The following is a 26193-nucleotide window of genomic DNA, read 5'->3' as shown; positions in this document are numbered from 1 at the left end:
GAATGGGTCTAGGACGCCAAGTAAGGTCAATTTCGCTTGACCTTTTGGTCCATGGAAGGTTGAACCACCTGCGATCCAGATAGACCGGTGGAGCACATGGACGAACAGAACAGAAATCTTCTGTTGGCAATGGTACTCAGCACTGCGGTGCTGTTTGTGTGGTTGAATATTTTCCCGCCGCCGGAACCTGCACCCCAGGACGAAACCGCTGTTACCGCATCTGATGGCAGCGTTGCGTTGCCGGCGGCGGACGACAGTGTCGCCCAAACCGGACTCGGAGACACATCCACCGGTACAACCACGGCCCCTGCTGCCGTCGAAGCGCCACGCATCGAAATTCAAACACCAAGCCTTTCAGGGCAGATTTCGCTGGCTGGCGGACGCATCGACGCGCTCTCGCTAAAAGACTACAGCCAATCACTGAATGATGCCGAACAGGTTGCTCTGTTGTCGCCAGTTGGTACCGCACGACCTTACTATGCTTTGTTTGGATGGGCTCCGGGCGGTGATCTTAAAGGCGACGATGTCCCCGGCCCAGATACAGTTTGGTCCATTGAAAGTGGTTCGACGCTTTCCGACACAACACCGCTCACTTTGAAATGGGAAAGTCCCGCCGGCCTGATCTTCCGCCGTGACATCTCGGTCGACGACAGGTTCCTGTTTACAGTGCGCCAAAGTGTCGAGAACCCGACTGGCAACAGCGTTCGGCTTGCACCATATGGTCTTGTCGCCCGCGAAGGCGAACCTCAGGACTTGATGGGTTTCTTCATTATTCACGAAGGCGCCATTCGCATGTCGGACGGCGAGTTGGTGGAAACCAACTACGACGATATGCCCGGCCTGGGATCCGATGACGTTTGGGGGCCATCGGCCGATGTGGTCGAAGTTCAGGACCGCGGATGGGTCGGTTTTTCCGACCACTATTGGATGACCACGCTCATCCCGGAACAAGGCAGACCCTTTACCAGCGTCACGCAATACCTGCTAGGCACCGATGTTTACCGCACCTTGGCGCGCCACCAGACAATCGAAGTTGCCGCTGGCGCAACAGGTGTAAGCACGACACAGGTCTTTGCTGGTGCCAAAGAATGGGAAACTATTCGCGACTATGAAGCCGGGCGAAAAATCGAAGGCTTTCGTGAAGCCGCAGCCTATAACTTTGGCCTCAGTGACCAGGATGGTATCGATGGCTTTATCGACGCAATCGACTGGGGCTGGTTCTATTTTCTGACCAAGCCGATCTTCTTTATATTGCACGAATTGAACGGTCTTATTGGCAACATGGGCTGGGCTATCATTGCCCTGACACTTCTGATCAAAGCCCTGCTCTTTCCGCTGGCACGCAAGTCTTACATCTCGATGGCAAAGATGAAAGAACTTCAGCCCGAGATGGAAAAGCTGAAAGAACGCACAGGCGACGACCGGCAAAAAATGCAGCAAGAGATGATGGCGCTGTATAAAAAGGAAAAGGTAAACCCTGCTTCGGGCTGCTTACCGATCCTTCTGCAAATCCCCATCTTTTTCTCTCTATACAAGGTGATTTTCGTCACCATCGAATTGCGTCATGCGCCCTTTTTCGGTCCCTTCCAGGATCTCAGCGCGCCAGATCCAACATCGATCTTCAACGTATTTGGCCTATTGCCGTTCGAAGGTCCCGAAGTTGGCAGCATTTTGGCCCTGATCTTTATCGGCATTCTGCCCCTGCTTTTGGGCATTTCGATGTGGCTCCAGCAAAAACTAAACCCGGCACCAACCGACCCCACGCAGGCCATGATCTTTGCCTGGATGCCATGGGTCTTCATGTTCATGCTGGGAAGTTTCGCAAGCGGTTTGGTCATCTACTGGATCGCCAACAACGTCATCACCTTCTCGCAGCAGTATGTCATCATGCGCAGCCATGGTTTCAAACCCGACATCTGGGGAAACATCCGAAGCGGATTGGCGAAAAAGGCGCAAGCTGAAGACAACAAAAAAGAGACCAAGGCAAAGAAATGACGGCCTGCGTCAAAGCCATTGTTCGCCATCCGATCAAATCCATCGGGCGGGAAGAGCTGAACAAGGTCGAGCTCAAGGCAGGCGCGTGGATGCCCTACGACCGCAAATGGGCTATTGCTCACGAACGGTCCAAACTGGAAGGCCAGTGGGGCAAGAAAGCAAACTTTCTGCGCGGCGTGACCGATCCGGCGCTCATGGCCGTCTCATCCAGCTTCAATGAAACCACCCGCTTGCTGACCTTGACCCATCCAAAACATGGTTCGATCGAAATTCGACCCAACTCCGCCAGCGGATCCGAGCAGTTGTCTGATTGGCTTCGGGGCCTTTGGTCTGGCGATCTACCAAAACCCACCGGCATCTATGCTTCTGACGACGCTCATATGACGGATGTTCCCGACCCTTGGATTTCAATTAATTCCATCAGTTCTCTAAAATCTCTGTCGCAGCGCTCTGGAAGAGACTTGTCCAAGCATCGCTTCAGAGGGAATATCTGGGTGGAAGGGTTGTCCCCCTGGGAAGAATTCAATTGGGTTGGGAAAACCGTAACAATTGGACCGGTCAGCCTATCAGTGCGCGAGACAATCACCCGCTGCAAAGCCACAATGGCCAACCCAGAGACCGGACAACGAGACGTGGACACACTGGAGATCCTCGATGAACTCGGCCATCAGGATTTTGGCGTCTATGCCGAAGTTATCGAAGGCGGCACCATAGCCTTGGGCGATGTGGTAATAGCTCCGGCATGACCCCGAACTTTCCGATCATCGAGGTTGAGCCTTCTGAACAAGAAATTGGGCGCAAGTTGTTTGCGGGCCCCAAGGAGTTTTTGAAGGGCGTCGTTGCGATGGATGGTCTTCCACCCGCCGACCGGCTTGAAGTGTGTTTCGCTGGGCGCTCGAACGTAGGCAAATCGTCGCTGATCAACGCACTGACCAATCGTAAAGGCTTGGCGCGGGCGTCGAACACCCCCGGTCGCACCCAGGAGATTAACTTTTTCACACTGGGCGACGAAAAATATCTGGTCGACCTTCCCGGATATGGATTTGCCAACGCACCTGTCAAAGTTGTCGAAAAATGGCAAAGGCTGCTGAAATCATATCTTTCCGGTCGGCAGAATCTGCGGCGGGCTTTCGTTCTGATCGATGCCAGACATGGTGTTAAAGCCGTGGACGAAGAAATACTCGCTCTGCTCGATTCTTCAGCCGTAACATTTCAGGTCGTCCTGACAAAGACCGACAAGGTCAAAGCAATTGATCGCGACAAGGTTCTGTCTCAGGTGCGAAACGCTATGACCAAACACCCTGCGGCCTATCCTGGTATCATTCTGACATCGTCGGAAAAAGGCGACGGGATCGACACGCTGCGCGCAATCATTGCGACGCTGGCTTGAGCCCAAGTGCGTGACAGTCTAACGAAGTTCTGAAATCAGGGTCGTTATGAGACAACGAGACATGAACCGCGATTGGATTGCCACAGCGCGCACACTCAGTGAAGCGTTGCCATACTTACAGCGCTATGATGGCGCGACAGTCGTCATCAAGTTTGGTGGCAACGCCATGGGCGATGATGACGCCATGGCCAGCTTCGCACGCGATATCGTTCTGATGCGTCAAGTCGGTCTTAATCCAATCGTCGTGCATGGCGGCGGCCCGATGATCAACGAGATGTTGTCGCGGCTGAATATTCAGTCCGAGTTCGTGAACGGCAAACGCGTTACGGATGCCGCAACCGTTGAAGTCGTCGAAGCTGTCCTGTCCGGGGTGGTAAACAAACGTATCGTTCAGGCCATCAATGGCCAGGGCGGGCGCGCTGTTGGCATCTCGGGGAAAGACTCGAACTTGATGATCTGCGATCAGACCGATCCAGACCTGGGATTTGTAGGAACCCCGGCAGAACTTGACCCAACTGTTCTGCGCACCCTGACGGCATCGGAAACCATTCCAGTCATTGCCCCATTAGGCGCTGGACGGAACGGTGAAACCTACAACGTAAACGGTGATACGGCAGCGGGCGCAATTGCCGCCAGCCTCAAGGCAGACCGCCTGTTATTGCTGACAGATGTTGAAGGCGTCAAAGATGCATCTGGCAACGTACTGACCGAACTCTCGCCGGACCAAATCCAATCCCTGACCGACGCTGGCACTATCGCCGGTGGCATGATCCCGAAAACGGAAACGGCGCTGGATGCGATCAATGGCGGTGTCCGGGCTGTTGTCATTCTGGATGGGCGGGCGCCCCACGCCTGTCTTTTGGAACTGTTCACCGAACACGGTGCCGGCAGCTTGATCCGCCCAGTCCGATGAGTCTCGGTGCGGTATCCCAGCGGCTTGATCGCAACTTTCTCGACATTTTTGGAGCATTTCACACCACCCCCGAAGATGGTATCGGCGCTGGCACCCTCGTACTGCTTGGCCCGAAAGAGCCTGGATTTTGGGCCAACTTCACTGCCACGCCCGAATGGAACGATGGCATCGAAGACCCCATGAACCGGTGGTCAACCCGCGTCATCAGCGCCGCAGCTGCCGATCTTGGTGCAACCGCCCTCTTCCCATTCGGCCAGCCCGTGCGCCCGTTTCTCAGCTGGGCATTGAAGTCAGGGCGCGCCTGGCAGTCGCCGGTAATGCTCCTGGTGCACGACACTGCCGGGATGATGGTGTCCTATCGGGGTGCCCTTCTCTTGCCGGAAGAAGTCGCGCTGCCAGAAACCGGACAATCGCCATGCCTGACATGCGCAGATCAACCCTGTCGCACCGCCTGCCCGGTTCAAGCCCTGACCGCTGATGGCTACGACCTTGATGCCTGTCACGGCTATCTCGACACTTCCGATGGCGCCCACTGCCTGTCCAATGGCTGCGCTGTCCGCCGCATCTGTCCTGCTGGTCAGTCTTACGAAAGACAACCAAAGCAATCCGCCTATCATATGGGACAATTTCACAAATGACCCGCACACTCATTTTGATGCGACATGCGAAATCAAGTTGGGACGATCCGGCCCTGGATGATTTTGACCGGTCGCTGAACGCGCGCGGGCGCGCCTCCGCCACTTCTATTGGCAAATGGCTGAATTCCAATGGCTACCAACCTGATGCAGCCATTGTATCCGCTGCGCAGAGAACTCAGGAAACCTACACGCTGACGGCAGCAGAACTCACCAAGACCATTGATGTCACATTTACTCCGGCACTCTACCTCGCCGGTGCAGACCTGATCCTGAAAACTGTCCAAAACCAAACCGGCCAGTCTCTTCTGGTGATCTGCCACAACCCCGGCATTGCCGATTTCGCCAATCGGATCACGAAATCTCCCGCGGGTCACGCGCGCTTCTTTGACTATCCAACAGCAGCGACCACGATAATCGAATTTCAAGTCGACAGCTGGCAGGATATTTCCTGGAAATCCGGCACCGCCAATGACTTCATCGTTCCCCGTGAGCTCGACACTTAGGTCCTTCCTTTTGGGAAAAATACTCCGGGGAGGTCTGGAGGGGCCGCGCCCGTCCGGCGGATCGACGCGCGTCAGGCGCGGCGAAAACCGTCGTCAAATCTGCTTCTGCCTGCGCTGTTCAAGAGATCGGATTTGCTGCGCTGAAAAACGTGGCGGCATGGCAAAAGGCACTGCGTTTCAGTTCGGCCTCGTCTTCCGCCAACTCATCCCTGCCACACTGCTCGATTTGCCATTCTTCGTCCAGTCGCGACAATGCCCATCCTTCATCGGCTGTGCGCACTCCCTCTGACACTGCCAGCGCAATCGAAAATGACCCGGACAAAGTGACCAGATCATAAAACCCGGTCAGTTCAAAATGCGTCATTGGCGACATGACTCCCGCCAAACGCCGCAACGCATCGCCATCCTGCGCAACCGGCATAACACCCGTCGCCGGGAGCAAACGCACATCATACCGACTGGCAACCCAGTCCAGAACCGGATCCCAACGATCAGCCTGCCGCGCGACCAGCCCATCCGGGTTATCCGCCCGATAGATCAGCAGATCCGTTTCCGCATATTCAATCAGGTGTCCCTCGACTTCCGAGCGTTGCTCGGCAACCTTGTCGATTGCCGCATTCGCTGACCGCGTCCATGGCATCATCGCTGGGTCGACGACATCAATCTGGCTGTCCCATTCCAGGGCAATCGGATCAGCCAGCTCACGCGTCGGGACAATGAGTTGACGTTTTGCGGGCGTCTTCACCGCCCGGCCATCCAGCAACACCGCCCAACCGCCGGGCACCTGAGAAGAGTTAGCGCTTTTCCAGAACCGCTTGTTGGCCCAGCCGCTCATTCCAATTCCTCGAAAGGATCAGCCGGAACGTCCGCCGGGTTCCAGTCAAACATCTCCCAGGTACGTGCCATATGCTCAGGAAGTGGAGCGATGAACGTCTGCAAATTGCCCGTCACCGGGTGCTCCAATGTCAATTGGCGAGCGTGAAGGTGCAGCTTCCGGCTCAGCTCACCGCCCAATTGCGCGCCCCAGCCGTCACCTAAATTCTCCTGCGCCGATCCGCCATATTTCCCATCTCCAACAATGGGATGCCCGATCTCCGCCATATGCGCGCGCAACTGATGTGTGCGTCCGGTTATGGGCACAAGGGCCGCCCAACTCACCCGCCGTCCCAGCGATGACAAAAGCGCATAGTCAGTCGTGGCGCGCTTGGCATCTGGCGTGGAGTCAACATCGCGAGGATGCACGGCCATCATCTTCTCGCCCTCGCCCCGTGCGCCATGACCCGGCGCTTTGACGAGGCCAAACCGAATAGTACCCATTGATGGCTGCGGAACACCGGCAACCGCCGCCCAGTATATCTTGCGCGTGTCGCGATGCCGAAAGGCTTCAGTCAAGGCGGATGCGATTTTGCGCGTCCTGGCCAGAACCAGAACGCCAGACGTATCCTTGTCCAGCCGGTGCACCAATCTCGGCTTTTCGTCATATCCAAAGCGCAAAGCATCAGCCAAGCCATCGATATGGCGCGTCTGTTTGCTACCACCCTGGGTTGGCAGTCCGGGAGGTTTGTTAAGCACGATCAAATAATCGTCTCGCCATAAGACCGAAGACTGCATCAATTTCACGTCGGCATCCGACAAGTTCGAACGATCCGGCTTTGGTGCCTGTCCCACCGGCAAAGGAGGTATCCGCACTTGTTGTCCCGCTTCCAGACGCGTAGCAGCCTTTACCCGACCCCCGTCCACACGGATCTCACCCTTACGGCACATCTTCTCAATGCGTCCCTGCGGCACATGCGGGAATATGCGACGAAACCAACGATCCAGTCGTTGATCGGAATCATCCTCGGAGACTGTCAGCATCTGAACCGCACTCATGCCAACACCGTCCTGGCCAGCCACAGGCCTAACATCAACCCACTAATCGACAAAACAACCGACAAGCCAATATAGAGCCCAGCCTGAGCAACCTCGCCGCGCTCATAAAGCGTCACCGCCTCCAGGGAAAACGCCGAAAAAGTCGTAAAGCCCCCAAGCAGTCCGGTCATCACAAATGGCGACCAACTGGTCAGCCCACGCTGTGCAGCCAGCACAACAAATACTCCCATCAGAAATGACCCCAATACATTGACGGTAATAATCGCCACAGGAAAGCCGTGACCAACGGCGCGCATAACCGCCAGGCCCACGCCATAGCGTGCCATGGCACCAATTGCACCACCCAGTCCAACAGCTAAGAAATGTCCCAACATACTGCGCGATGTCGCCCGGTCACGACGGGATGTCAACTCTGACGGCGCGCTCGCAGCTTTGCAAAGTAATCCAGCCGCTTTTTCAACTCGCGCTCGTGCCCGCGCTCCACCGGTTGATAGTAAATGCCGCGTTTCATTCCGTCCGGGAAATAGTTCTGCCCGGAAAATCCACCTTCGGCGTCGTGGTCATAGGCGTAGCCATCGCCATACCCCTGCTCTTTCATCAACCGTGTTGGCGCATTCAGAATATGCTTTGGCGGTGGCTCGGAACCTGTTTGCTTGGCCGCCTTCTGCGCAGCTTTGAACGCCACATAGGTCGCGTTCGATTTTGGTGCCAGCGCCAGATAGGTCACCGCCTGCGCAATCGCCAGTTCACCCTCCGGACTTCCAAGGCGTTCATAGGTCTCCCAAGCGTCGATGCAGATCGCCTGCGCCTGTGGGTCCGCAAGACCGATGTCCTCAACCGCCATTCGGGTCACTCGACGTGCCAGAAAGCGGGGGTCCTCACCGCCTTCCAACATCCGCGCCAACCAATAAAGCGCGGCATCCGGGTCCGACCCGCGAACCGATTTGTGCAAGGCTGAGATCAGATTGTAATGCTCATCCCCCGACTTATCGAATTTCGCCGCGCGACGCGTCAGCCGTTTGGTCAACCCGTCTCGGTCCAGCGGTTTATCCAGCTTCCAGGCTGCCAATTGCTCGATCAGGTTCAGTAATGCCCGGCCGTCACCGTCCGACATCTCTAACAATGCTTCGCGCGCCGGCCCATCCAACGGCAAGGCTTTGCCCAGTTCCGCTTCCGCCCGTTGTGCCAACAGCTCTAGCGACACCAACGTTAGTCGTTGCAGCACCAATACTTGCGACCGGCTAAGCAAAGCAGCATTCAGCTCGAACGATGGATTTTCCGTCGTCGCACCGACCAACAGGATGGTCCCGTCCTCCATATGGGGCAAAAACCCGTCCTGCTGCGCTTTGTTGAAGCGATGGATCTCATCGACGAACAATAAGGTGCCCTGCCCGTTCGTGCGTCGCATCCGCGCTGCCTCGAACACCTTCTTCAGGTCGGCGACCCCAGTGAAAATCGCGCTGATCTGCACAAACGACATATCAACAGCATCCGCCAACAGGCGTGCAATTGTCGTTTTGCCAACACCCGGCGGACCCCAGAAAATCAACGATCCAAGCTGACCAGCGGCCAGCATGGACCCCAGCGGCGCTTCAGGACCAAGCACATGCTCCTGCCCGATCACCTGATCCAATGCCGTCGGCCGCAGCCGATCAGCCAGCGGTCGCAGCGCCGTGGACGCGTCATTCGACGCAGATGCAGTTTCAAACAGATCAGCCATGCACGGCCCAAGCTAAGCCCGAGCCGCGCCAGCCGAAAGAACAATCTTTAGTGCAGCTTCGACGCCAGACTAATATTAATGCAAACGCTGCGATCACCTTCGTCCGTCTCGACCACGCGTCCCGCAGGCTGACAATCGATCCCTGTGCGACGTGCAAGGCGTGGCGAGTGCTCGGGCACAATGCCGACAAGCGACGTCGCTCCCAACGTGCGCGCAGAGCGCACCATCTCGTCGATCAGCGAACACTGAACCCGCAGCCTCATCTTGGATGGCACTGCGTCAGCCACAAATACGCGACTTGATTCCCAAATGTGGGGGGCGACTGGGGCCTCTTCGAACAACAGGTCCGAAGGCAGGCTTTCAAGTAGCCCAAGTTGAGCATCGCGGATCATGTAGGAATAGATGCCACAGCGCGCTGTCGTTGGTGTCAAACGAACACCGGCCAATACACGGCCAAACTCGTGAACTGCGACCCACCGGCTTGCCGGAGTGTCATACTGGTCGAATTCCATGCCATCGGCTTCTGGCAACTCCCAGTGATTGCGTTCAATAAACGTCTTGTGACGCGCGCGAAGCATGTTTGCAAAAAGCTCGCCATGGTTGTGCATATTTTCGAAAGATAGAGTAGTGACTTGCATTGGATAGGCCTCCAGTCTGGGTTGAAAATACAGTCCAGGGGAGGCCCAAAGGCCTAGAGCAATTGGTATTCGCGCGCCTTTTTCAGTGCTTGTGCAGTTGTTCGCGCGCCAAGTCTGACGCGGGCAGACTGCAATCTTGCCTTAAGTGCGCTTTCGGAAATACCAAGTTTTGCAGCCGCGGCAGTATGCCGATCCCCGTCTGCCAGTAATCGCAGGGCTTCAACCTGCGCTGGCGTTAATTCGGTTGGGGGTTCCGCGGAAACATGGAGGCGCTTAACAATTTTGACCGCCTCGGCAACTTCTGTATCGGTAAATTCACGATCCTCGCGCGCAATTTCGACGATCGTTCGTGACGTAATAGCTCCATGTGAAACCACTGCCCCATAAACCAGGCCATAATCACGTGCCTGGCCAAGAATATTGAAGGGGTCCGGCAGTCGTATTTCGCTCCACCTGGTGGAACCTTTTACGCCGAATCCCCAGAAAACCAGGGGGTCACGCAGAGCAAATGCATTGTCGTCATATATTTTTGTCCAGGCATCCTCATAGGTGCGGACATAGACAAGTGGCGAAGCGAAACGAATGTGAAGTCCGGCAGAAAATCCTTTGGGAGCGATTTCCGACAATGCATCGAAACCCGCCTGAAGACCCGGTTTCTCGGGTTTATGAGCAAGTTTGGAATGCTTTTCGCTGTTTAGCGTGTCGTATGTCTCATTATCGCGCCACATATATCAATTGCCTGTCAATCGTCCGTCCATCGGTCCGCACATTCATCTTCGGCCTGTTGCCGACAATGCTATTACAGTCTCTTACCCCACCTGTCCAATTAGATAGGTTGTTGCTACGTCTTAGTCAACTTTAAAGTGTATAGAAGTTAAGAATACAACGAAAGATTTAGCGATGAAAAAATCAACACATTTATCAGACCTCAGGTCACTGGTTTCACAGGATGTCTTTGTTGATCTTGAGAGATTCCTCAGTCTCAGCGCCTTTCACGCACAATCGCCTTCGGATGCCGAAACCCGCCTACTGGAATCGCTTTCAGTCACATATTTCTTAAATCGGATGCCAAACTAAAAAAGGGACCGCACATGCGATCCCTTTTTAATCAGACACCTGAAAAATGCTTATTCTTCAGCAGCTTCTTCTTCCGCAACCCGTGCGCGGTCGCCCGCGCCTTTGGCGTCCACGTCCCGGTCAACCAGTTCGATGATGGCCATTGGGGCCATATCGCCATAACGGAAGCCAGCCTTAAGAACGCGGGAATAACCACCCTGGCGCTCAGCATAACGTGGTCCAAGAACCTCGAACAGTTTCGCCACATAGGCGTCCTGCTTCAACTGCGAACCAGCTTGGCGACGCGCGTGAAGATCACCGCGTTTTCCTAGGGTTATCAGCTTGTCGATGATCCGCTTAAGCTCTTTGGCCTTTGGCAGAGTTGTTTTGATCTGCTCATGTTCAATGAGCGAGCCAGCCATGTTCGCAAACAGCGCCTTGCGGTGCTCGTGTGTGCGGTTCAGGCGGCGATAGCCTCGTGCGTGACGCATATTTCTTACTCCAATGTGCCTTCTACAGGCGGTTTTGCTTTGTCTGGCAGCCGATGCGTGTCAGCCGCTCTCCTTGGGGTCTCTCCGGGCTTGACCCGGGGCCTCGAAACTCTCGCCGTTCGACCCGAAACGGCGAGGCCCCGGATCATGTCCGGGGCGATCGCAAAGCGATCAGAACTGGTCTTCGAACTTCTTGGCCAGGTCTTCGATATTCTCCGGCGGCCATTCCTCGACATCCATGCCAAGGTGCAGACCCATTCCAGATAGAACCTCTTTGATCTCGTTCAGCGACTTGCGGCCGAAGTTTGGCGTGCGCAGCATTTCTGCTTCGGTCTTTTGAATGAGATCGCCGATGTAAACGATGTTGTCGTTCTTCAGGCAGTTTGCAGACCGCACCGAAAGTTCCAGCTCGTCCACTTTCTTCAGCAGAAGCGGGTTGAACTCCAGACCATCGTCTTCGTCCTGACGGCTTGCCGATTCCGGCTCGTCGAAGTTCACGAAGATCGACAGCTGATCCTGAAGAATGCGCGCTGCGTAAGCAACCGCATCATCCGGCGTAACCGAACCATCTGTTTCCAGCTTCAGTGTCAGCTTGTCATAATCCAGAACCTGCCCTTCGCGGGTCGGCTGAACATCATAGCTGACCTTCTTGACCGGCGAATAGATCGCATCAACTGGCACAAGACCAATCGGCGCGTCTTCGGGACGGTTCTTGTCGGCAGCGACATAGCCCTTGCCGGTGTTTACGGTCAGTTCAATGAACAGATCGGCGCCATCATCCAGGTGACAGATGACATGCTCTTTGTTCAGGATCTCGATGCCAGCGGTTTCCGAGATGTCACCAGCGGTAACAACCTGCGGACCCTTAGCGGAAATCGACAGACGCTTTGGCCCTTCGACTTCCATGCGGATCGCAACGCCTTTGAGGTTCAAAACGATGTCGGTGACGTCTTCACGCACACCGGCCACGGATGAAAACTCGTGCAGAACGTTGTCGATCTGAACGCTGGTGATAGCCGCGCCCTGAAGCGACGACATCAAAATGCGACGCAGCGCGTTGCCCAGCGTCAGGCCAAAGCCACGCTCAAGCGGTTCAGCCACAACAGTTGCATTGCGAGACGGGTCATTGCCCGGCTTCACTTCAAGCTGCGTTGGCTTGATCAATTCCTGCCAGTTCTTATGGATCATGTGGGTCTCCTCAATTCTGGTCTGCGGCCCATGTCCAAGACAACAGACGCCCCGAGGGTCAAAATGACATTGCCGGGCCCCGGAGTATTTCCAAGGCCCGTGCGCTAATCTTTATCCGTTAAACGCGACGGCGCTTTGGCGGACGGCAGCCGTTGTGTGCAATCGGCGTCACGTCACGGATCGACGTGATGTTGAAGCCCACAGCAGCCAGTGCGCGCAGTGCCGATTCACGACCTGAACCCGGCCCCTGAACTTCGACTTCCAGCGTGCGAACACCATGCTCCTGAGCCTTCTTGCCCGCATCTTCCGCGGCCATCTGAGCAGCATAAGGCGTCGACTTGCGCGAGCCTTTGAAACCCATGGTGCCTGCCGACGACCATGCAATGGCGTTGCCCTGCACGTCCGAGATCAGGATTTTGGTGTTGTTGAACGAAGAATTCACATGAGCAACGCCAGTGGCGATGTTCTTAGAGGCCTTCTTTTTTACGCGACGATCACGTGCCATTGGTCAGCCTCCTTATTTCTTCTTGCCGGCAATGGCCTTTGCGGGGCCTTTGCGGGTGCGTGCGTTTGTGTGTGTCCGCTGACCGCGAACCGGCAGGCTGCGACGGTGGCGCAGGCCACGGTAGCACCCAAGGTCCATCAGACGCTTGACGTTCATCTGAACTTCGCGGCGCAGGTCGCCTTCGACGGTCAGGTTGGCATCGATGTACTCGCGGATGGCCAGAACTTCAGCATCGCTGAGTTCATTGACCCGACGCGTTTCGTCGATTTTTACGGCTTCGCAAACAGCTTTTGCTGAAGTTGGGCCAATTCCGGTGATGTAGGTAAGGGCGATCGGAACCCGCTTTCCAGTGGGTATGTTGACGCCGGCAATACGTGCCACGTGTGGTCTTCCTTTTCGTTGCGAGCCCGTGATCCCAGGCCCTTTTTTCACAACGTAAGCCCGAGGCGTGTGGCCACGGGCTTTACGACGTAATTCGGGTGGTTTTCCGTCCGGGGTGCGACCCCTGAAATGGTTAACCGATTCTCTTGCGAGATGGCGGTATTTAGGGTGTTGCGGGCGTGGGGTCAAGGGCGCGCGACGGGGGTGTCAAGGGTTTTGTCGCCAGGGCACATCTGCTACGATTTTCCTCATGCGAAACGGACCAGTTTTCCAAGTTGATCTTGAGACAGATCTTGATGCCGTTTTGATGTATCTAAGCGCAGAATGGGGTTACTGTCATACCGGCCTTTCTGGCGCTGACTTCATTAACAGAACATATTAGCCAGATGAAATTACGTGCACGATCCTTAGGGCCGAAGGTCTGGATCCAGAACTGGACATCAAACAACGTCGAAGCATAGCGCGCTTTTTTAAGGACCGTTACGGTGAAATCATTAACTCGCGAACTTTCGGAGTTTGAACTTAACCGTCTAGCGCACCCGCAATCCCAGCCGCAACCTCATCGATCTCACCCAGCCCCGGTACCCACTGAAGCTGCCCCTTGGCGTGGTAATAACCGATCAAAGGCGAGGTCTTCTTGTAGTATTCCATCAGACGGATCTTCAGGCTTTCTTCATTGTCGTCGGCACGTGCCGTGCCGCCAGCGGCCACCGCTTCCTTCGCGCGGTTCAGGATACGACCGACCAAAGCCTCGTCGTTCACTTCCATAGCGATAACGTGGTTCAATCCGGTTCCATGTTTCTCCAGCAACGCGCTTAAAGCGTCGGCCTGCCCGAGCGTCCGTGGGAAACCGTCAAAGATAAACCCGCCGCCATGGTCACCCTCGAGTTTCTCCTCGATCAGACCAATGACGATCTCGTCCGTTACGAGTTCGCCTGCATCCATGATGGCAGCAACCTTGTTACCCATCGCGGTGCCCGATGACCGCGCCGCGCGCAGCATATCCCCGGTCGATAGCTGGATCATGCCGCGCTTCTCGACAAGGATCTGCGCTTGCGTTCCCTTCCCGGCCCCCGGTGGCCCAAGCAGAATTATGTTCATCGGCGTTGTGTCCCCTTACCCTTCCCGCCACGCTTCTTGCCGCGCAACTGGGATTTCTCGATCAGCCCTTCGTATTGATGGGCCAACAGATGAGACTGGACCTGCTGGATAAAGTCCATACCCACGCTGACAATAATCAGGATCGAGGTGCCGCCAAAGTAGGCCGTGATCGCAAGGTTCGTGCGCACAATCTCCGGCATCAGACAGACCAGCGCCAGATAGCTGGCACCAAGCACAAGAATGCGGTTCACAACGTATTCAAGATACTCTTCGGTCTTCTTTCCGGGGCGAATGCCGGGGATAAAGCCGTTCTGGTTCTTCAGGTTTTCGGCAACATCATCAGGTTTGAACGACACGTTAAATGTATAGAAATACGTGAAAAACATGATCATGCCCGCAAAGAACAACAGGTAAAGCGGCTGTCCGGGGCCGAAGTAGGCCAGTATCCAACTCATAACCGGTCCTGCCGAACTGCCCGAGAAGGTTGAAAGCGTGGTCGGCAGCAGCAGCAAAGACGATGCAAAGATCGCCGGGATAACTCCAGCCGGGTTCACTTTGACCGGCAGGTGCGACGATCCGCCGTCGTAAACCTTCATGCCAACTTGCCGTCGCGGATACTGAATATGAATTTTTCGCAGACTTCGCTCCATGAAGACAACGAAGACAAGCGTGCCCAGAAGCATGACGATAATGCCCAGAATCACCGCTGTGGACAAAGCGCCCGAGCGACCTTGCGCCAGGAACTGGCCCAATGCACCGGGCAATTCAGCGATGATGCCGACATAGATGATCAGCGAGATACCGTTGCCGACGCCGCGTGCAGTGATCTGCTCACCCAGCCACATCAGGAACATTGTGCCGCCAACCAGCGTAATCACTGTAGAAGCGCGGAAGAAAAGGCCGGGATCAGTCACCAGACCGCCCGCTTCCATCGAAACCGCAAGGCCATAAGCCTGTACAGTCGCCAGGAACACCGTGCCATAACGGGTGTATTGCGTCATCTTGCGACGGCCGCTTTCACCCTCTTTCTTAAGCTGTTGCAGCGGGCCCCACATGGCGCCCAGAAGCTGAATGATGATCGACGCCGAGATATACGGCATGATCCCAAGGGCAAAGATACCCATCCGGCTGAGCGCGCCGCCGGTAAACATCCCCAGAACACCAGCAATACCACTGGCCGCCTGATCCATGAATTCACGCAAAGCAAAACCATCAATGCCGGGAACCGGAATATAGGTGCCGATGCGGTAAACGATCAGAAGTCCGATGGTGAACAAAAGACGTTGCCGAAGCTCAGTCGCCTTGCCCAGCATGCCCCAACTGACGTTCGAGGCCATTTGCTCTGCTGCGGATGCCATACGTATCTCTCTTATAAAAGCACCGCCAAACCGGTTCCCGGTCGGCGGCGCTGGAAAACCTGTGGTGATATGTAAGCGGCCAATGCGCCGCTCACAAGCTGTTACTCAGCAGCCGACGCAGAAGTGACCGTCAGCGAGCCGCCGGCTTTTTCAACAACCGCAACAGCAGATTTCGACGCGCCAGTGACCGAGATAGTCGCCTTTGCCGAAAACTCGCCCTTGGCCAGCACCCGAACGCCGTCTTTTTTGCGACGCACAAGACCGCTTTCAATCAGAACATCTTCGGTGATGTCTTTTTTGGCGTCGATTTTCTTGTCGTCGATGAATTTCTGGATCAGGCCCAGGTTCACAACTGCAAATGCCTTGCGGTTTGGCTTGTTGAAGCCACGTTTAGGCAGACGCTGATACAAAGGCATCTGGCCGCCTTCGTAACCGTTGATAGCCACACCCGAACGGGATTTTTGACCTTTAATACCGCGACCGGCGGTTTTACCCTTGCCGGAGCCCGGACCGCGACCAACGCGTTTTGCTTTTTTGGTCGCACCTTCGTTGTCACGAAGTTCGTTTAGTTTCATGTCGCTTCTCCTTGCCGGATGCGGCCCCCAGCGACGGGAGCGGCCGAACACGGCGTTTTTGATAAGGTTTATGCGGCCGAATTTGCGACCACCGGCGGCGTATAGACCTGCGTCACACCTGAATCAAGCGTTGTTTTTCAGGATTTTGGCAGCTGGAAGCTATGTTATCAGGCAACTAAGAAGACGAGGCACCAGCCCAGACACCTCAAACATTTCGCACGCGGGCACAAACAAATCGTTTGACCTCAAGTTAACTTGAGGTCGTAGAAAGCCTCGAATCAAACATGCAAAGGAGAAGTTCCATGTTCAAATCGCGCCCAAGACAACCAGCACATTCGTTAAGTCGATCCATTCAAATGGAAGTATTGTCGCTTCGCCACGCCGATCAGTTAGATCGGTTAGGCATGTCGAAACACCTGCAGCGTGACATCGGCATTGACTGCGGGTGCCTGGACCGCCCAGGGGCGATCAACTGCCGTTGATGGCCTTCGCGCCTGCGGCCCTAGCGCAGCCTCAGCGACTGGATCACCTGGGCTGCGCCAGCCTCTAATTCGTCCATTATCTTTGCTGCGGGCATGACCTCGCGCACTTGTGCGACCCCCTGCCCAGCCCACATTGACATCGCTTCAATTTCACCGGTGTCTCCGGAAGACGGCGTATGGCTTTGATACCGAAGAACATCACGGTTCTGACTGTTTTGACCAATTACGCTGCCCTCAAGCGAGCGGCTACCGGGCTCTGGCCGCCCTTCGGCCATCCATTGCGCGTATACCGAATTCTTCAGCGCACGGTGCGGCGCGTTTTCCCAGCCGTGATCGAACAGGTTCGCAGAGTAGAAACTATCATCTTCCCCGGCCTCTAGTATCCGCTGCCGGTATACCTCGTGAATATCCAACTCTTCGGCTGCCAGAAACCGGGTGCCGACCCAGACGCCAGATGCACCAAGTGCCATTGCCGCTGCCATCGCACGTCCATCAGAGATACCACCAGCCGCAACCACCGGCACATCGCCCGCCACATCTACCACTGCCGGGATCAACGCCATGCTGGCCACAACGCCCCACACATGGCCACCCGCTTCCCATCCTTGCGCCACCAATACATCGGCGCCGGCATCAATCGCCTGTCGGGCCTCTGCAGCGTTACAGACAGTAACCATGGCTTTGGCACCTCCCGCCTTCACGCGCGCAATCGCCGCTTCCGACATGCCCCAAAACAACGAGATGATGGGAACGTCCACACTCAGACAGGCATCTATCTGATCTTCATGGGGAAATCCGACGTTCAGATTAACCGCAAACGGCTTGTCCGTCCTGTCTCTGATGTCTGCCACTGCCGCGCGGATTTGATCAGGCGTGCTTCGCCACAGCGGGATCGTACCCAGGCCACCCTCGTTGCTGACAATGCCGACCATCTTCGGGCCAACGGCACCCCCCATAGGCGCAAGAATGATCGGGCGGTCGATGTTCAGTGTATCGCAAAGACGATTGGTCATAGAGTATGGGCCTTCAAGTTATTGAATTGTCCGACCAAACAACCATCAACCGCACCTGTCCCGCAACCCAAAGCCCTCTCCACAAACGCAAAACGCCCCGGCGTTTCCACCGGGGCGTTCAAATTTTCCAGGTCGAAGCGGGCTTAGCCGCGCTCTTCCACGATCTCAACCAGATGCGGGATCGAGTTGACCATGCCGCGAACCGAAGGTGTGTCTTCCAGCTCGCGGGTTTTGTGCATCTTGTTCAAGCCCAGGCCCACCAGCGTTGCACGCTGTTTGGCCGGACGGCGGATCGGGGAACCGATCTGCTTGACGACGATGGTTTTTGCCATGGTTTAAGCCTCCTCGGTCTCGGCAGCAGGTGCCGGAGCTGGTGCTTCGTCACGCTTGGGCAGAATGTCAGCGACTTTCTTACCGCGACGCTGTGCAACCGAACGTGGGCTGGCTTCTTTTGTCAGACCGTTCATGGTCGCGCGGATCATGTTGTAAGGGTTCTGCGAACCGATCGACTTAGCAACAACGTCCTGAATGCCCAGCATTTCGAACACAGCACGCATCGGACCACCGGCGATGATCCCGGTCCCAGTTGGGGCTGTGCGCATAACCACTTTACCGGCGCCATGACGACCTTCGATATCGTGGTGCAATGTGCGACCTTCGCGCAGGGGCACGCGGATCATTTGGCGCTTGGCCTGCTCACCGGCTTTGCGGATCGCTTCTGGCACTTCTTTGGCTTTACCTTTGCCAAAGCCAACGCGACCTTTCTGATCGCCAACGACGACGAGGGCTGCGAAGCCAAAGCGCTTACCACCTTTTACGGTCTTCGAAACGCGGTTGATCGCGACCAGGCGGTCAGCGAATTCCGGGGTCTCGTCGCGTCCACCGCGTCCACCGCGCTGGTTGCCGCCCCGTTGATTTGGATCTCTGGCCATCTGGCCTCCTAATTTATCTCTGCGCCGAAGCGCCTGTTGTCCAACCGAAGTGCCATGTGGCCCCGGTCATCGAAGGTGGGATGAAACCCCACCCTTCTTTTCAGTCAAATCTACATGTCCAAATCATTGAACGTATCGTAGACCTTCTTCGACGGCACGACACCGCACCTGCTCAGAAAGGTACTTAGTTCGAGAAAGGTGGCAAAATCGGTGTGACATTCACATCCCCACACCGCCTCGCAATCATAACACAGCATAACTGTGCGACCGATTGCACCTATCTCAACCTTTCTTAGCCAGTCCTGCCCACAACGCGGGCAAGCCTTTTTCATTTAGATCTTCAACCCTGCTTCCCGCGCAGCGTCGGCCAGGGCCTTCACTTTGCCGTGGAACAGGAAACCACCGCGGTCGAAATAAGCCTCTTCGACGCCTGCCTTCTTGGCACGCGCGGCGATGGCTTCGCCAACCTTGGTTGCGGCTTCGATGTTGTTCTTGCCAACAACACCAAGGTCCTTTTCGAGCGACGAAGCCGATGCCAGCGTGGTGCCTGCCAGATCGTCGATCAGCTGGACGCTGATGTTTTTGTTCGAACGGTGAACCGACAGACGCACGCGTCCGGCGTTCACTTTGCGAAGTTTGTTCCGGACGCGCATGCGGCGCTTCTGGAACAGCTCTCTTTTGGAAAGTGCCATGTGTCCGGTCCTTACTTCTTCTTGCCTTCCTTGCGGAAGATATACTCGTCTTTGTATTTGATGCCTTTGCCCTTGTAAGGCTCCGGCGCACGCCATTCGCGGATATTAGCCGCAACCTGACCGACGAGTTGTTGATCGATGCCTTCGATGACGATTTTCGTCTGTTTCGGACAGGTGATTGCAACACCTTCCGGAATCTGGAATTCGACATCGTGGCTGTAGCCAAGGTTCAGGCGCAATACGTTGCCCTGAATAGCTGCACGATAACCAACGCCGTTGATCTCAAGTTCTTTCTTGAAACCAGCCGATACGCCGGTGACCAAGTTGCCAACCATCGTGCGGCTCATGCCCCACTGCTGCTTGGCGCGCTTGGACTTGCCGCGCGGTTCGATTGTCACCACGTTTCCGTCAATGACGATGCTTACATCGTCAGAGGCGGTGAAATCGCGGCTGCCCTTCGGGCCCTTGACTGTGACGGTCTGGCCGGAGACTGAGGCTTCAACCCCAGAAGGCAGCTCGACCGGTTTTTTCCCAATACGAGACATTGTTCTCTCCTTAGAAGACCGTGCAGAGCACTTCGCCGCCGACGTTAGCCGAACGAGCATTCAGGTCCGACATAACACCTTTTGGCGTCGACACGATCGACACACCCAGACCCTGACGGACCTGTGGGATGTCTTTCACGCCCATATAAACACGACGACCTGGGGTCGAAACGCGCTTAAGATCGCGGATAACCGGAGTGCCCTCGTAATACTTCAGGCTAATCTCGATCGCCGGATGGCCATCTTTACCGGTCGTTGCTTCGTGGCCGCGGATGTAGCCTTCGTCGGCCAGAACATCCAGAACCCATGCCCGCAACTTGGACGCAGGTGTTTCGACTGTGGACTTCCCGCGCATCTGCGCATTGCGGATGCGGGTCAGCATATCACCTAGAGGATCATTCATACCTTACCCTCCTTACCAGCTTGACTTGACCATGCCGGGGATCTGGCCATTCGACCCAAGATCCCGCAGCGCGATCCGGCTGAGTTTCAACTTACGATAATAGGCGTGTGGACGCCCCGTCAGCTGACAACGGTTATGAAGACGGGTGGCAGAGCTGTTGCGCGGCAGTTTCGCCAGTTTAAGGCGGGCCTTGAAACGCTCTTCCATCGGCTTCGATTCATCATTTGCGATCTCTTTCAGCGCGGCACGCTTAGTGGCGTATTTTGCCACCAGTGCTTCCCGCTTCTTTTCGCGTTCGATCATTGCTTTCTTTGCCATCTCGTAATCTCTCCCAGGCTCAGCTGTTGAATGGCATGTTGAAAAGCTTCAACAGCGCCTTGGCTTCTGCATCCGTGTTGGCGTTGGTGCAGATGATGATGTCCAGGCCCCAGCTTTCGTCGATTTTATCAAAATCGATTTCAGGGAAGACCAGATGCTCTTTCAGACCCATGGCATAGTTGCCACGTCCGTCAAATGACGTGCCCTTCACACCGCGGAAGTCGCGAACGCGTGGCAGAGCGACCGTGATCAGACGATCAAGGAAGTCATACATGCGGTCGCCACGAAGTGTGACCTTGGCACCCAAAGGCATATCCTCACGAACCCGGAAACCCGCAATGGACTTCTTGGCGCGTGTGATCAAAGCTTGCTGACCGGCAATCGCCGTCAGGTCAGCCTGTGCCGATTTGGCTTTCTTCGAGTCTTTGACCGATTCCAGACCTGCGCCAATGTTCAGGACGATTTTGTCCAGACGCGGGATCTGCATGTCATTCTTGTAGCCGAACTCTTCTTTCAGAGCGGCGCGAATGCTATCGGCATAGTGCGTTTTTAGGCGCGGGGTATAGTTTGCTGTGTCCAACATCAGATCACGTCCCCCGTGGTTTTCGCAAAGCGCACTTTCTTGCCGTCTTCAACTTTGAAGCCGACGCGGGTTGCTTTGCCGTTACCGTCTAGAAGGGCCAGGTTCGAAAGATCGATTGGCATCGCCTTTGGCTGACGGCCACCTTGTTCGGTTTGCGACTGGCGCACGTGACGAACAGAGATGTTGACCCCATCAACCACAGCCTTACCAGCCGATGGATTCACAGATGAAATCTCGCCCTCTTTGCCCTTGTCCTTACCGGCAAGAACAACGACCTTGTCGCCTTTTTTGAGTTTCGCAGCCATCAGAGCACCTCCGGAGCCAGCGAGATAATCTTCATGAAGCTTTTCCCGCGCAGCTCACGAACAACTGGCCCGAAGATACGGGTGCCTACAGGCTCGTTGTTGTTGTTGAGGATCACGGCGGCGTTGCGATCAAAACGGATCGCGGTGCCATCTTCACGGCGAACTTCTTTAGCAGTGCGTACGACGACGGCCTTACGGACGTCACCTTTCTTTACGCGACCGCGTGGAATGGCTTCTTTAACCGAGACGACAATCACATCGCCTACGGAAGCGTATTTACGCTTCGAGCCACCCAGGACCTTAATGCACTGAACACGGCGTGCGCCGCTGTTGTCAGCAACATCCAGGTTGGTCTGCATCTGGATCATTTGGTTTCTCCCGACCTGTGGGACCGCCTTGCAGTCATTGGCCCCAGGGTTTCGCTAAAATTAAGAAAAGTGACCGCTTATTCGGCGATCACTTCCCAACGTTTCGTCTTCGACTTGGGCGCACATTCCTGAATGCGAACCTGGTCGCCTGTCTTGAATGTGTTAGCCTCATCGTGAGCCCGGTATTTCTTGGACTTACGAATTGTCTTTTTCATAACCGGATGCGTAAAGCGGCGTTCGACCGAGACGGTAACGGTTTGTGCGTTTGCGTCGCTGGTGACAGTGCCTGCCAGGATTCTCTTTGGCATATCTTACGCCTCCTGAGCGGCTTCAGCCGCTTTTTGGTTCAAAATTGTCTTTGCACGGGCTGCGTCACGGCGAACCGAGCGCATGCGAGCAGTGTTTTCAAACTGGCCTGTGGCCTGTTGAAAACGGAGGTTGAAGGCCTCTTTCTTAAGTGCGGTCAACTCATCACGGAGCTGATCGGGAGTTTTCTCCCGCAGTTCATTGGCGTCCATCGCCGGTCTTCCTTTTTCAACATCACCGGAGAGCCGTTAGAAAACGTCACTCTGATTCCAGTGGAGTGGACAATAGAGGGGGCTTTTAGGCGGCAAACCCCCACTTGGCAAGCCTTGTTTTTAACAATCTTCCGGGCCGATTTGGTTGGGGGGAAAGTTGGCGCAACCTTCCCATACCCGGTGCCCCACCACACCTGTTAAAATGGGCAGATAGCAAACAATGTGGGATACGATATGTCGATTTTGAAAAAGGGCTTAAAGGGAGCGCCAGTCAAGCGGTTGCAGGAACGTCTCGGCATCACCGCTGATGGTGATTTTGGCCCAGGCACCGAACGCGCGCTGCGCGAGTATCAGTCCGCCAACGGCCTTGCCGTCGATGGTATCGCAGGCCCAGACACATTCTCCGCCATGGGACTGCACGAACTGGTCCTCTTGCGCAAAGGGTCGCGCGGCGCAGCCGTAAAACGCCTTCAAGAAGGCCTGGGCACAGAAACCGACGGCATCTTCGGCGCTGGCACCGAAAAAGTCGTCCGGGAATTTCAGGCATCACGCGGTCTGGACAGCGACGGCATCGCAGGCCCGGAAACTCTGGCCATGCTGGACACCTTCGAGGAAATGACCCCCGAGGTCGCTCAAAAAGCAACGGTTCAACCTGATGAAGAACACTTCGAAAGCGAACCCCTGCCCGAACTGAAGGGCGTTGATGTGGTCGCCGGGGCAGTCGTCGAGGTGCCCGAGAAAAAATCTGTCTGGGGCAAAGTCAAAGGCTGGTTCGGCTAATCAGTCCATTTCCGCCAAAAAAATCAGCCGGAATCGCAACCGCGGTTCCGGCTTTTTTGCATAGGCCTCAAACGTATTTCCTCAGGTCCACATCCGCGCAATCCCAGCTACTATGCCGGCAACACACCAGAATCGCGCCTTCAGGAGACCTGCACATGGACGTCACTGCCAAAAGCCTTAGCCCAGATCGCAAAAAGCGGTTCACCCTGATCATTCTGGCCTATCCCTTTGCAATGCTTCTGATCGGCCTCGCCGCCAACCTCCTGTTTTTCGGGATCAGCCAAGTTACCATCACCCTGCCCGCACCCATGGTGGTAAACGCCTTGATCGCCGCCGCGATCTTGCTGGTGATCAACCACGCCTGGCTGATGACTTCGACCGAACTGACCCGCCTGAACCACAACCTCCACGCCACACCCGAAGAATGGGCCGCCAGCGGAACCACCAAGGACAGCGCCACCAAAGAGGCTTTGGCTGAACTTGAACGCCGCCACAACGCCCACCGCAACACCACCGAAAACACTATCTACTTCGTGCTGCTTGCCGCAATCTTCTGCATCGTGTCCCCACCAGCAGCAGCCGCCATCACTTGGCTCACCGGCTTCGCCGTCGCGCGTCTCGGCTATACTTACAGCTATCTGCGCGGCCACGACGACGCCCGCGGCATCTTCATGAGCGCCAGTCTAATCGCAATGTTCGGCATGGCCAGTTATCTCGCCATCGCTGCGATGATCTAAGTCAAACCGGTCCCGGGAACCTCGGTCGCGCGACCCAATTGGATTAGCCCCAGGCGTAGTTAAAACTGACACTGATCCGATCATCTTCCGACATGTTCATCGGCACCTCGTGGCGCAGCCAGCTTTCCCAAAACAGCACGTCACCCACTTTCGGCGACACATAGACAAAGTTCTGCAACCCTTCGCGTGCGCTTTTATTGCGCGGCGGCGCAGCCATCATCATCGCGTGGCGCGGGTCTTCGAACTTGATCGCACTGGCATCTTCCGGCATCGCCACATAGGTGGTTCCGCTGATCACGGAATGCGGGTGGATGTGCGCCGTGTGAATGCCACCTTCGGGCAGAATGTTGATCCACAGGTCTTCCAGCTTCAGCGCCTTGTCCCCCAGATCGAAACCCAGTTCTTTTGCGAAAACCGTGACATGTGCGTCCAAGGCTTTCGTTACCGCCTCAAAAACTGGAAACCGCCACGCCAGATCGGTCAACGAGGCATAACTGGTGTAGCCCGGAAAGTCGTTGGCTTCGCACCAGTTCTGCCCAGCCTCGTCGTCTTCGGCAATCGACAAACAAGAGGCTTCCAATTCGGCGGCATCGACGGGGTCACCGTGATCCACCAATCGGGCGTGATAAAGCGGCGTGACAAAGAGATCGCGAATGTTGCTCATGTCCGCGGTCTTACCCCATCAACCACAACACCGACAATGCGTGAATGTCGCTAAACCACGGTCAGACAGGCGCATTTTGACCTATGAGCAACGGCCTGACTGACTGACCCGAATGCCAGCGCACGTACCGACCCGATGCCGCGCCTCCCCATAACGATAAGGTCTGCCTCGATTTCGTCGGCGACGGCTAACGTATCGACAGCGGGACTTGTGTCGCCAATATGGATTGCCGCAAAGGACCCACCCGACGATTTCAAGTTGTCTTCGGCTTCCTGCGTCACCTTTTGGCCGGCTTCGGCGATTTGTTCGGGGGTTGGCGGAACCTCAACGTGGCTCACAAAAGGGCCGACAACAACCATAGGCGTATCAACCTGGGGCGTATGACTTAGATGCAGCACCGCCCCATATTTCCTGGCAACATTCGCAGCCGTCGCCAATGCATTCTTCGAATGATCCGAACCGTCATAAGAAACAAGTATTGTCCTGAACATCTCAACACCCTCTCTCTGCTCCAAGTTTCTTAATTATAATGAAGTTGCCAAATCACTGCCTTGATGCGGATCAAAGTTGCCCGCCTGTTTTGGGGCCGATCACGGATCGGTTTCCAAAGGAGAATGCCCTTATTTGCCACAACTTTGACAAATACACGCGCGATTGCGCTTGTAAGGTCGTCATGGGGGTCGAGCGATCAAACGTGAAGGGCCATGCGCAAAACGAGCCAGTTTTCACGCTTTCTGCCCGCCAGCTTCAAGTTGGCGTGCCTGTTGTTGTGCCTGACAGGGGCAAAATCCGCCCAATCACAGGCGCTCTTGGAAAATGTTGAATTGGTTGGGATCGGCGTTAGCAGCACGTCCTCGCTGGCCGACAGATTTAGAACCGGAACCGGAGGATTGTCCGACGGATCAAGATACTCTTTTCAACGATACTACAGCACCGACTTTCAGGATATGCGCATAACGCTACTGTCGCCAGTCAATGCAAACTTTGGCGTAATCTGGGGCTTGGGCACAGGCGAGGGCGGTGAGAAATACCACATTGAGCCTAGCCTAAAAATCGGGTTTCTGGCCACCGAACCCATGGGCGACAACGGATTGTTGTCGCTTGCGGTCACGACTGTCCTGGGCGGCTATTTTCGCGAGGGTTCTTGCACCGCTGACTATGGTCCCATTGGCGGCGTACAGTCTGTGAACTGCCGCATGGCAGATTCGACATTGCCGCCAGCCGAAACGTTGAATTACCTTTTAAACCAGCGACCCAGCGACCAATTGGGTGTTTCACTCAGGTATCAATTGCGGTTTTAACGAAAAACGGCCGGGAAAGCCCGGCCGTTTTTTTGGGATATCCAACGCAATCACTTCGGGATGGAAATCGCTGATAGCGCGCATGCCAGACAGGCTTCGCCCTGACCATGCACCGAAACATCATAGTTTCGGATGGTATCTTCGCGCGCAGTCGCCAAAAGCTGATCTACAACTTGGGTCGGCGAGGCCGCTTCGAACTTGTCGCCCAAAATGGCAGCGTAACCGGAC

36 protein-coding genes are annotated in these 26193 nt (G+C 55.7%); 9 read left to right on the top strand and 27 right to left on the bottom strand.

Annotation, left to right across the window (positions count from 1 at the left end; all coding sequences use genetic code 11):
- The first annotated feature begins 96 nt into the window (after nt 1–96).
- The 6 genes from yidC to GKR98_00680 are packed head-to-tail and all read left to right on the top strand — an operon-like array spanning nt 97 to nt 5439.
- Entirely contained in the window at nt 97–1995 is a 1899-nt protein-coding gene (gene yidC / locus GKR98_00705; GenBank protein QMU56856.1) for a membrane protein insertase YidC, read from the top strand.
- Nucleotides 1992–2741, top strand: a complete 750-nt coding sequence (locus tag GKR98_00700) for an MOSC domain-containing protein (protein ID QMU56855.1) — start codon at nt 1992–1994, stop codon at nt 2739–2741. Before yidC ends, GKR98_00700 begins: the two co-directional genes overlap by 4 nt.
- Nucleotides 2738–3385 carry a YihA family ribosome biogenesis GTP-binding protein gene (locus GKR98_00695; protein QMU56854.1) on the top strand — a complete coding sequence of 216 codons (648 nt, stop codon included), beginning with the start codon at nt 2738–2740 and terminating at the stop codon, nt 3383–3385. Before GKR98_00700 ends, GKR98_00695 begins: the two co-directional genes overlap by 4 nt.
- A 46-nt stretch (nt 3386–3431) precedes the next feature.
- Entirely contained in the window at nt 3432–4298 is an 867-nt protein-coding gene (argB, locus tag GKR98_00690) for an acetylglutamate kinase (protein ID QMU56853.1), read from the top strand.
- Complete coding sequence (locus GKR98_00685; protein ID QMU56852.1) at nt 4295–4936, top strand: ferredoxin; 642 nt, start codon at nt 4295–4297, stop codon at nt 4934–4936. The genes argB and GKR98_00685 overlap by 4 nt, the downstream gene beginning before the upstream one ends.
- Nucleotides 4933–5439, top strand: a complete 507-nt coding sequence (locus GKR98_00680; protein ID QMU56851.1) for a histidine phosphatase family protein — start codon at nt 4933–4935, stop codon at nt 5437–5439. The genes GKR98_00685 and GKR98_00680 overlap by 4 nt, the downstream gene beginning before the upstream one ends.
- Before the next feature lie 118 nt (nt 5440–5557).
- On the opposite strand, the gene GKR98_00675 is transcribed toward GKR98_00680, so the two are convergent.
- The 25 genes from GKR98_00675 to rpmC all read right to left on the bottom strand — a co-directional run bounded on the left by GKR98_00675 (nt 5558) and on the right by rpmC (nt 22483).
- On the bottom strand, nt 5558–6274 hold the full coding sequence (locus tag GKR98_00675) for an ATPase (GenBank protein QMU56850.1): 717 nt from the start codon (nt 6272–6274) through the stop codon (nt 5558–5560).
- A complete protein-coding gene (locus GKR98_00670) occupies nt 6271–7311 on the bottom strand; it encodes an RluA family pseudouridine synthase (protein QMU56849.1) in 1041 nt (346 codons plus the stop codon). Before GKR98_00670 ends, GKR98_00675 begins: the two co-directional genes overlap by 4 nt.
- On the bottom strand, nt 7308–7685 hold the full coding sequence (gene crcB, locus GKR98_00665) for a fluoride efflux transporter CrcB (GenBank protein ID QMU56848.1): 378 nt from the start codon (nt 7683–7685) through the stop codon (nt 7308–7310). The genes GKR98_00670 and crcB overlap by 4 nt, the downstream gene beginning before the upstream one ends.
- A gap of 32 nt (nt 7686–7717) precedes the next feature.
- On the bottom strand, nt 7718–9031 hold the full coding sequence (locus GKR98_00660; GenBank protein QMU56847.1) for an AAA family ATPase: 1314 nt from the start codon (nt 9029–9031) through the stop codon (nt 7718–7720).
- A gap of 47 nt (nt 9032–9078) precedes the next feature.
- Nucleotides 9079–9669, bottom strand: coding sequence for an N-acyl-L-homoserine lactone synthetase (locus GKR98_00655; protein ID QMU56846.1), 591 nt, complete (start codon nt 9667–9669; stop codon nt 9079–9081).
- Between the two features lie 53 nt (nt 9670–9722).
- Nucleotides 9723–10397, bottom strand: coding sequence for a LuxR family transcriptional regulator (locus GKR98_00650; GenBank protein QMU56845.1), 675 nt, complete (start codon nt 10395–10397; stop codon nt 9723–9725).
- A 399-nt stretch (nt 10398–10796) separates the two neighbouring features.
- Nucleotides 10797–11216 (bottom strand): 50S ribosomal protein L17, encoded by a 420-nt coding sequence (gene rplQ, locus GKR98_00645; GenBank protein QMU56844.1) that lies wholly within the window; start codon nt 11214–11216, stop codon nt 10797–10799.
- Between the two features lie 171 nt (nt 11217–11387).
- Complete coding sequence (locus tag GKR98_00640) at nt 11388–12404, bottom strand: DNA-directed RNA polymerase subunit alpha (GenBank protein QMU56843.1); 1017 nt, start codon at nt 12402–12404, stop codon at nt 11388–11390.
- A 118-nt stretch (nt 12405–12522) separates the two neighbouring features.
- Nucleotides 12523–12909: a 30S ribosomal protein S11 gene (rpsK, locus tag GKR98_00635; protein QMU56842.1), complete on the bottom strand. Its 387-nt coding sequence runs from the start codon at nt 12907–12909 to the stop codon at nt 12523–12525.
- Between the two features lie 12 nt (nt 12910–12921).
- Entirely contained in the window at nt 12922–13290 is a 369-nt protein-coding gene (rpsM, locus tag GKR98_00630; GenBank protein ID QMU56841.1) for a 30S ribosomal protein S13, read from the bottom strand.
- A gap of 522 nt (nt 13291–13812) precedes the next feature.
- Nucleotides 13813–14391, bottom strand: coding sequence for an adenylate kinase (locus GKR98_00625; protein ID QMU56840.1), 579 nt, complete (start codon nt 14389–14391; stop codon nt 13813–13815).
- Nucleotides 14388–15749 (bottom strand): preprotein translocase subunit SecY, encoded by a 1362-nt coding sequence (gene secY / locus GKR98_00620; protein ID QMU56839.1) that lies wholly within the window; start codon nt 15747–15749, stop codon nt 14388–14390. The genes GKR98_00625 and secY overlap by 4 nt, the downstream gene beginning before the upstream one ends.
- A 101-nt stretch (nt 15750–15850) precedes the next feature.
- Nucleotides 15851–16324, bottom strand: a complete 474-nt coding sequence (locus GKR98_00615; protein ID QMU56838.1) for a 50S ribosomal protein L15 — start codon at nt 16322–16324, stop codon at nt 15851–15853.
- Between the two features lie 502 nt (nt 16325–16826).
- Nucleotides 16827–17819 carry a nitronate monooxygenase gene (locus tag GKR98_00610; GenBank protein ID QMU56837.1) on the bottom strand — a complete coding sequence of 331 codons (993 nt, stop codon included), beginning with the start codon at nt 17817–17819 and terminating at the stop codon, nt 16827–16829.
- 143 nt (nt 17820–17962) lie between these two features.
- Nucleotides 17963–18151, bottom strand: coding sequence for a 50S ribosomal protein L30 (gene rpmD / locus GKR98_00605; protein QMU56836.1), 189 nt, complete (start codon nt 18149–18151; stop codon nt 17963–17965).
- Between the two features lie 3 nt (nt 18152–18154).
- Nucleotides 18155–18751: a 30S ribosomal protein S5 gene (rpsE, locus tag GKR98_00600; GenBank protein QMU56835.1), complete on the bottom strand. Its 597-nt coding sequence runs from the start codon at nt 18749–18751 to the stop codon at nt 18155–18157.
- A 332-nt stretch (nt 18752–19083) separates the two neighbouring features.
- Entirely contained in the window at nt 19084–19443 is a 360-nt protein-coding gene (gene rplR / locus GKR98_00595; GenBank protein QMU56834.1) for a 50S ribosomal protein L18, read from the bottom strand.
- An 11-nt stretch (nt 19444–19454) separates the two neighbouring features.
- Complete coding sequence (gene rplF, locus GKR98_00590; protein ID QMU56833.1) at nt 19455–19988, bottom strand: 50S ribosomal protein L6; 534 nt, start codon at nt 19986–19988, stop codon at nt 19455–19457.
- Between the two features lie 10 nt (nt 19989–19998).
- Complete coding sequence (rpsH, locus tag GKR98_00585; protein QMU56832.1) at nt 19999–20391, bottom strand: 30S ribosomal protein S8; 393 nt, start codon at nt 20389–20391, stop codon at nt 19999–20001.
- Nucleotides 20392–20403: 12 nt separating this feature from the next.
- Entirely contained in the window at nt 20404–20709 is a 306-nt protein-coding gene (gene rpsN / locus GKR98_00580) for a 30S ribosomal protein S14 (GenBank protein QMU56831.1), read from the bottom strand.
- Nucleotides 20710–20728: 19 nt separating this feature from the next.
- Nucleotides 20729–21292 carry a 50S ribosomal protein L5 gene (rplE, locus tag GKR98_00575; GenBank protein ID QMU56830.1) on the bottom strand — a complete coding sequence of 188 codons (564 nt, stop codon included), beginning with the start codon at nt 21290–21292 and terminating at the stop codon, nt 20729–20731.
- Nucleotides 21292–21597 carry a 50S ribosomal protein L24 gene (locus GKR98_00570; protein ID QMU56829.1) on the bottom strand — a complete coding sequence of 102 codons (306 nt, stop codon included), beginning with the start codon at nt 21595–21597 and terminating at the stop codon, nt 21292–21294. Before GKR98_00570 ends, rplE begins: the two co-directional genes overlap by 1 nt.
- On the bottom strand, nt 21597–21965 hold the full coding sequence (gene rplN, locus GKR98_00565; protein QMU56828.1) for a 50S ribosomal protein L14: 369 nt from the start codon (nt 21963–21965) through the stop codon (nt 21597–21599). Before rplN ends, GKR98_00570 begins: the two co-directional genes overlap by 1 nt.
- Nucleotides 21966–22042: 77 nt before the next feature.
- The gene (rpsQ, locus tag GKR98_00560; protein QMU56827.1) at nt 22043–22273 is read right to left on the bottom strand and encodes a 30S ribosomal protein S17; all 231 of its coding nucleotides are present in this window, start codon (nt 22271–22273) and stop codon (nt 22043–22045) included.
- A gap of 3 nt (nt 22274–22276) precedes the next feature.
- Nucleotides 22277–22483 (bottom strand): 50S ribosomal protein L29, encoded by a 207-nt coding sequence (gene rpmC, locus GKR98_00555; protein ID QMU56826.1) that lies wholly within the window; start codon nt 22481–22483, stop codon nt 22277–22279.
- Between the two features lie 234 nt (nt 22484–22717).
- On the opposite strand from rpmC, the gene GKR98_00550 reads away from it, so the two are divergent.
- Together GKR98_00550 and GKR98_00545 are read left to right on the top strand one after the other, a co-directional pair.
- A complete protein-coding gene (locus GKR98_00550; GenBank protein ID QMU56825.1) occupies nt 22718–23263 on the top strand; it encodes a peptidoglycan-binding protein in 546 nt (181 codons plus the stop codon).
- Nucleotides 23264–23418: 155 nt separating this feature from the next.
- The gene (locus tag GKR98_00545) at nt 23419–24000 is read left to right on the top strand and encodes an MAPEG family protein (GenBank protein QMU56824.1); all 582 of its coding nucleotides are present in this window, start codon (nt 23419–23421) and stop codon (nt 23998–24000) included.
- A 43-nt stretch (nt 24001–24043) separates the two neighbouring features.
- On the opposite strand, the gene GKR98_00540 is transcribed toward GKR98_00545, so the two are convergent.
- Together GKR98_00540 and GKR98_00535 are read right to left on the bottom strand one after the other, a co-directional pair.
- Entirely contained in the window at nt 24044–24664 is a 621-nt protein-coding gene (locus tag GKR98_00540) for a hypothetical protein (GenBank protein ID QMU56823.1), read from the bottom strand.
- Between the two features lie 50 nt (nt 24665–24714).
- On the bottom strand, nt 24715–25155 hold the full coding sequence (locus tag GKR98_00535; GenBank protein ID QMU56822.1) for a universal stress protein: 441 nt from the start codon (nt 25153–25155) through the stop codon (nt 24715–24717).
- Nucleotides 25156–25368: 213 nt separating this feature from the next.
- On the opposite strand from GKR98_00535, the gene GKR98_00530 reads away from it, so the two are divergent.
- Nucleotides 25369–25965, top strand: a complete 597-nt coding sequence (locus GKR98_00530) for a hypothetical protein (protein QMU56821.1) — start codon at nt 25369–25371, stop codon at nt 25963–25965.
- The last annotated feature ends 228 nt before the right edge of the window (nt 25966–26193 follow it).

This window comes from Boseongicola sp., from assembly GCA_014075275.1.
GTDB lineage: Bacteria > Pseudomonadota > Alphaproteobacteria > Rhodobacterales > Rhodobacteraceae.
The sequence above is the reverse complement of the archived record's forward strand: the minus strand, read 5'-3'. Positions and strand labels throughout refer to the sequence as shown.

What these genes read in the sequence shown, in the direction of transcription:
- rplR (QMU56834.1), bottom strand. Translation starts at nt 19,443, where the DNA reads ATGGCACTTTCCAAAAGAGAGCTGTTCCAGAAGCGCCGCATGCGCGTC.
- GKR98_00695 (QMU56854.1), top strand. Translation starts at nt 2,738, where the DNA reads ATGACCCCGAACTTTCCGATCATCGAGGTTGAGCCTTCTGAACAAGAA.
- GKR98_00685 (QMU56852.1), top strand. Translation starts at nt 4,295, where the DNA reads ATGAGTCTCGGTGCGGTATCCCAGCGGCTTGATCGCAACTTTCTCGAC.
- GKR98_00615 (QMU56838.1), bottom strand. Translation starts at nt 16,324, where the DNA reads ATGAAACTAAACGAACTTCGTGACAACGAAGGTGCGACCAAAAAAGCA.
- rpmC (QMU56826.1), bottom strand. Translation starts at nt 22,483, where the DNA reads ATGGACGCCAATGAACTGCGGGAGAAAACTCCCGATCAGCTCCGTGAT.
- rpsN (QMU56831.1), bottom strand. Translation starts at nt 20,709, where the DNA reads ATGGCAAAGAAAGCAATGATCGAACGCGAAAAGAAGCGGGAAGCACTG.
- GKR98_00680 (QMU56851.1), top strand. Translation starts at nt 4,933, where the DNA reads ATGACCCGCACACTCATTTTGATGCGACATGCGAAATCAAGTTGGGAC.
- GKR98_00535 (QMU56822.1), bottom strand. Translation starts at nt 25,155, where the DNA reads ATGTTCAGGACAATACTTGTTTCTTATGACGGTTCGGATCATTCGAAG.
- GKR98_00625 (QMU56840.1), bottom strand. Translation starts at nt 14,391, where the DNA reads ATGAACATAATTCTGCTTGGGCCACCGGGGGCCGGGAAGGGAACGCAA.
- GKR98_00650 (QMU56845.1), bottom strand. Translation starts at nt 10,397, where the DNA reads ATGTGGCGCGATAATGAGACATACGACACGCTAAACAGCGAAAAGCAT.
- GKR98_00570 (QMU56829.1), bottom strand. Translation starts at nt 21,597, where the DNA reads ATGGCTGCGAAACTCAAAAAAGGCGACAAGGTCGTTGTTCTTGCCGGT.
- rpsQ (QMU56827.1), bottom strand. Translation starts at nt 22,273, where the DNA reads ATGCCAAAGAGAATCCTGGCAGGCACTGTCACCAGCGACGCAAACGCA.
- argB (QMU56853.1), top strand. Translation starts at nt 3,432, where the DNA reads ATGAGACAACGAGACATGAACCGCGATTGGATTGCCACAGCGCGCACA.
- rplQ (QMU56844.1), bottom strand. Translation starts at nt 11,216, where the DNA reads ATGCGTCACGCACGAGGCTATCGCCGCCTGAACCGCACACACGAGCAC.
- GKR98_00655 (QMU56846.1), bottom strand. Translation starts at nt 9,669, where the DNA reads ATGCAAGTCACTACTCTATCTTTCGAAAATATGCACAACCATGGCGAG.
- GKR98_00660 (QMU56847.1), bottom strand. Translation starts at nt 9,031, where the DNA reads ATGGCTGATCTGTTTGAAACTGCATCTGCGTCGAATGACGCGTCCACG.
- GKR98_00550 (QMU56825.1), top strand. Translation starts at nt 22,718, where the DNA reads ATGTCGATTTTGAAAAAGGGCTTAAAGGGAGCGCCAGTCAAGCGGTTG.
- GKR98_00540 (QMU56823.1), bottom strand. Translation starts at nt 24,664, where the DNA reads ATGAGCAACATTCGCGATCTCTTTGTCACGCCGCTTTATCACGCCCGA.
- rpsH (QMU56832.1), bottom strand. Translation starts at nt 20,391, where the DNA reads ATGAATGATCCTCTAGGTGATATGCTGACCCGCATCCGCAATGCGCAG.
- GKR98_00700 (QMU56855.1), top strand. Translation starts at nt 1,992, where the DNA reads ATGACGGCCTGCGTCAAAGCCATTGTTCGCCATCCGATCAAATCCATC.
- yidC (QMU56856.1), top strand. Translation starts at nt 97, where the DNA reads ATGGACGAACAGAACAGAAATCTTCTGTTGGCAATGGTACTCAGCACT.
- rplF (QMU56833.1), bottom strand. Translation starts at nt 19,988, where the DNA reads ATGTCTCGTATTGGGAAAAAACCGGTCGAGCTGCCTTCTGGGGTTGAA.
- GKR98_00530 (QMU56821.1), top strand. Translation starts at nt 25,369, where the DNA reads ATGCGCAAAACGAGCCAGTTTTCACGCTTTCTGCCCGCCAGCTTCAAG.
- rpsE (QMU56835.1), bottom strand. Translation starts at nt 18,751, where the DNA reads ATGGCCAGAGATCCAAATCAACGGGGCGGCAACCAGCGCGGTGGACGC.
- GKR98_00610 (QMU56837.1), bottom strand. Translation starts at nt 17,819, where the DNA reads ATGACCAATCGTCTTTGCGATACACTGAACATCGACCGCCCGATCATT.
- rpmD (QMU56836.1), bottom strand. Translation starts at nt 18,151, where the DNA reads ATGGCAAAAACCATCGTCGTCAAGCAGATCGGTTCCCCGATCCGCCGT.
- GKR98_00545 (QMU56824.1), top strand. Translation starts at nt 23,419, where the DNA reads ATGGACGTCACTGCCAAAAGCCTTAGCCCAGATCGCAAAAAGCGGTTC.
- secY (QMU56839.1), bottom strand. Translation starts at nt 15,749, where the DNA reads ATGGCATCCGCAGCAGAGCAAATGGCCTCGAACGTCAGTTGGGGCATG.
- rplE (QMU56830.1), bottom strand. Translation starts at nt 21,292, where the DNA reads ATGTTGGACACAGCAAACTATACCCCGCGCCTAAAAACGCACTATGCC.
- GKR98_00640 (QMU56843.1), bottom strand. Translation starts at nt 12,404, where the DNA reads ATGATCCATAAGAACTGGCAGGAATTGATCAAGCCAACGCAGCTTGAA.
- GKR98_00670 (QMU56849.1), bottom strand. Translation starts at nt 7,311, where the DNA reads ATGAGTGCGGTTCAGATGCTGACAGTCTCCGAGGATGATTCCGATCAA.
- rplN (QMU56828.1), bottom strand. Translation starts at nt 21,965, where the DNA reads ATGATCCAGATGCAGACCAACCTGGATGTTGCTGACAACAGCGGCGCA.
- rpsK (QMU56842.1), bottom strand. Translation starts at nt 12,909, where the DNA reads ATGGCACGTGATCGTCGCGTAAAAAAGAAGGCCTCTAAGAACATCGCC.
- GKR98_00675 (QMU56850.1), bottom strand. Translation starts at nt 6,274, where the DNA reads ATGAGCGGCTGGGCCAACAAGCGGTTCTGGAAAAGCGCTAACTCTTCT.
- crcB (QMU56848.1), bottom strand. Translation starts at nt 7,685, where the DNA reads ATGTTGGGACATTTCTTAGCTGTTGGACTGGGTGGTGCAATTGGTGCC.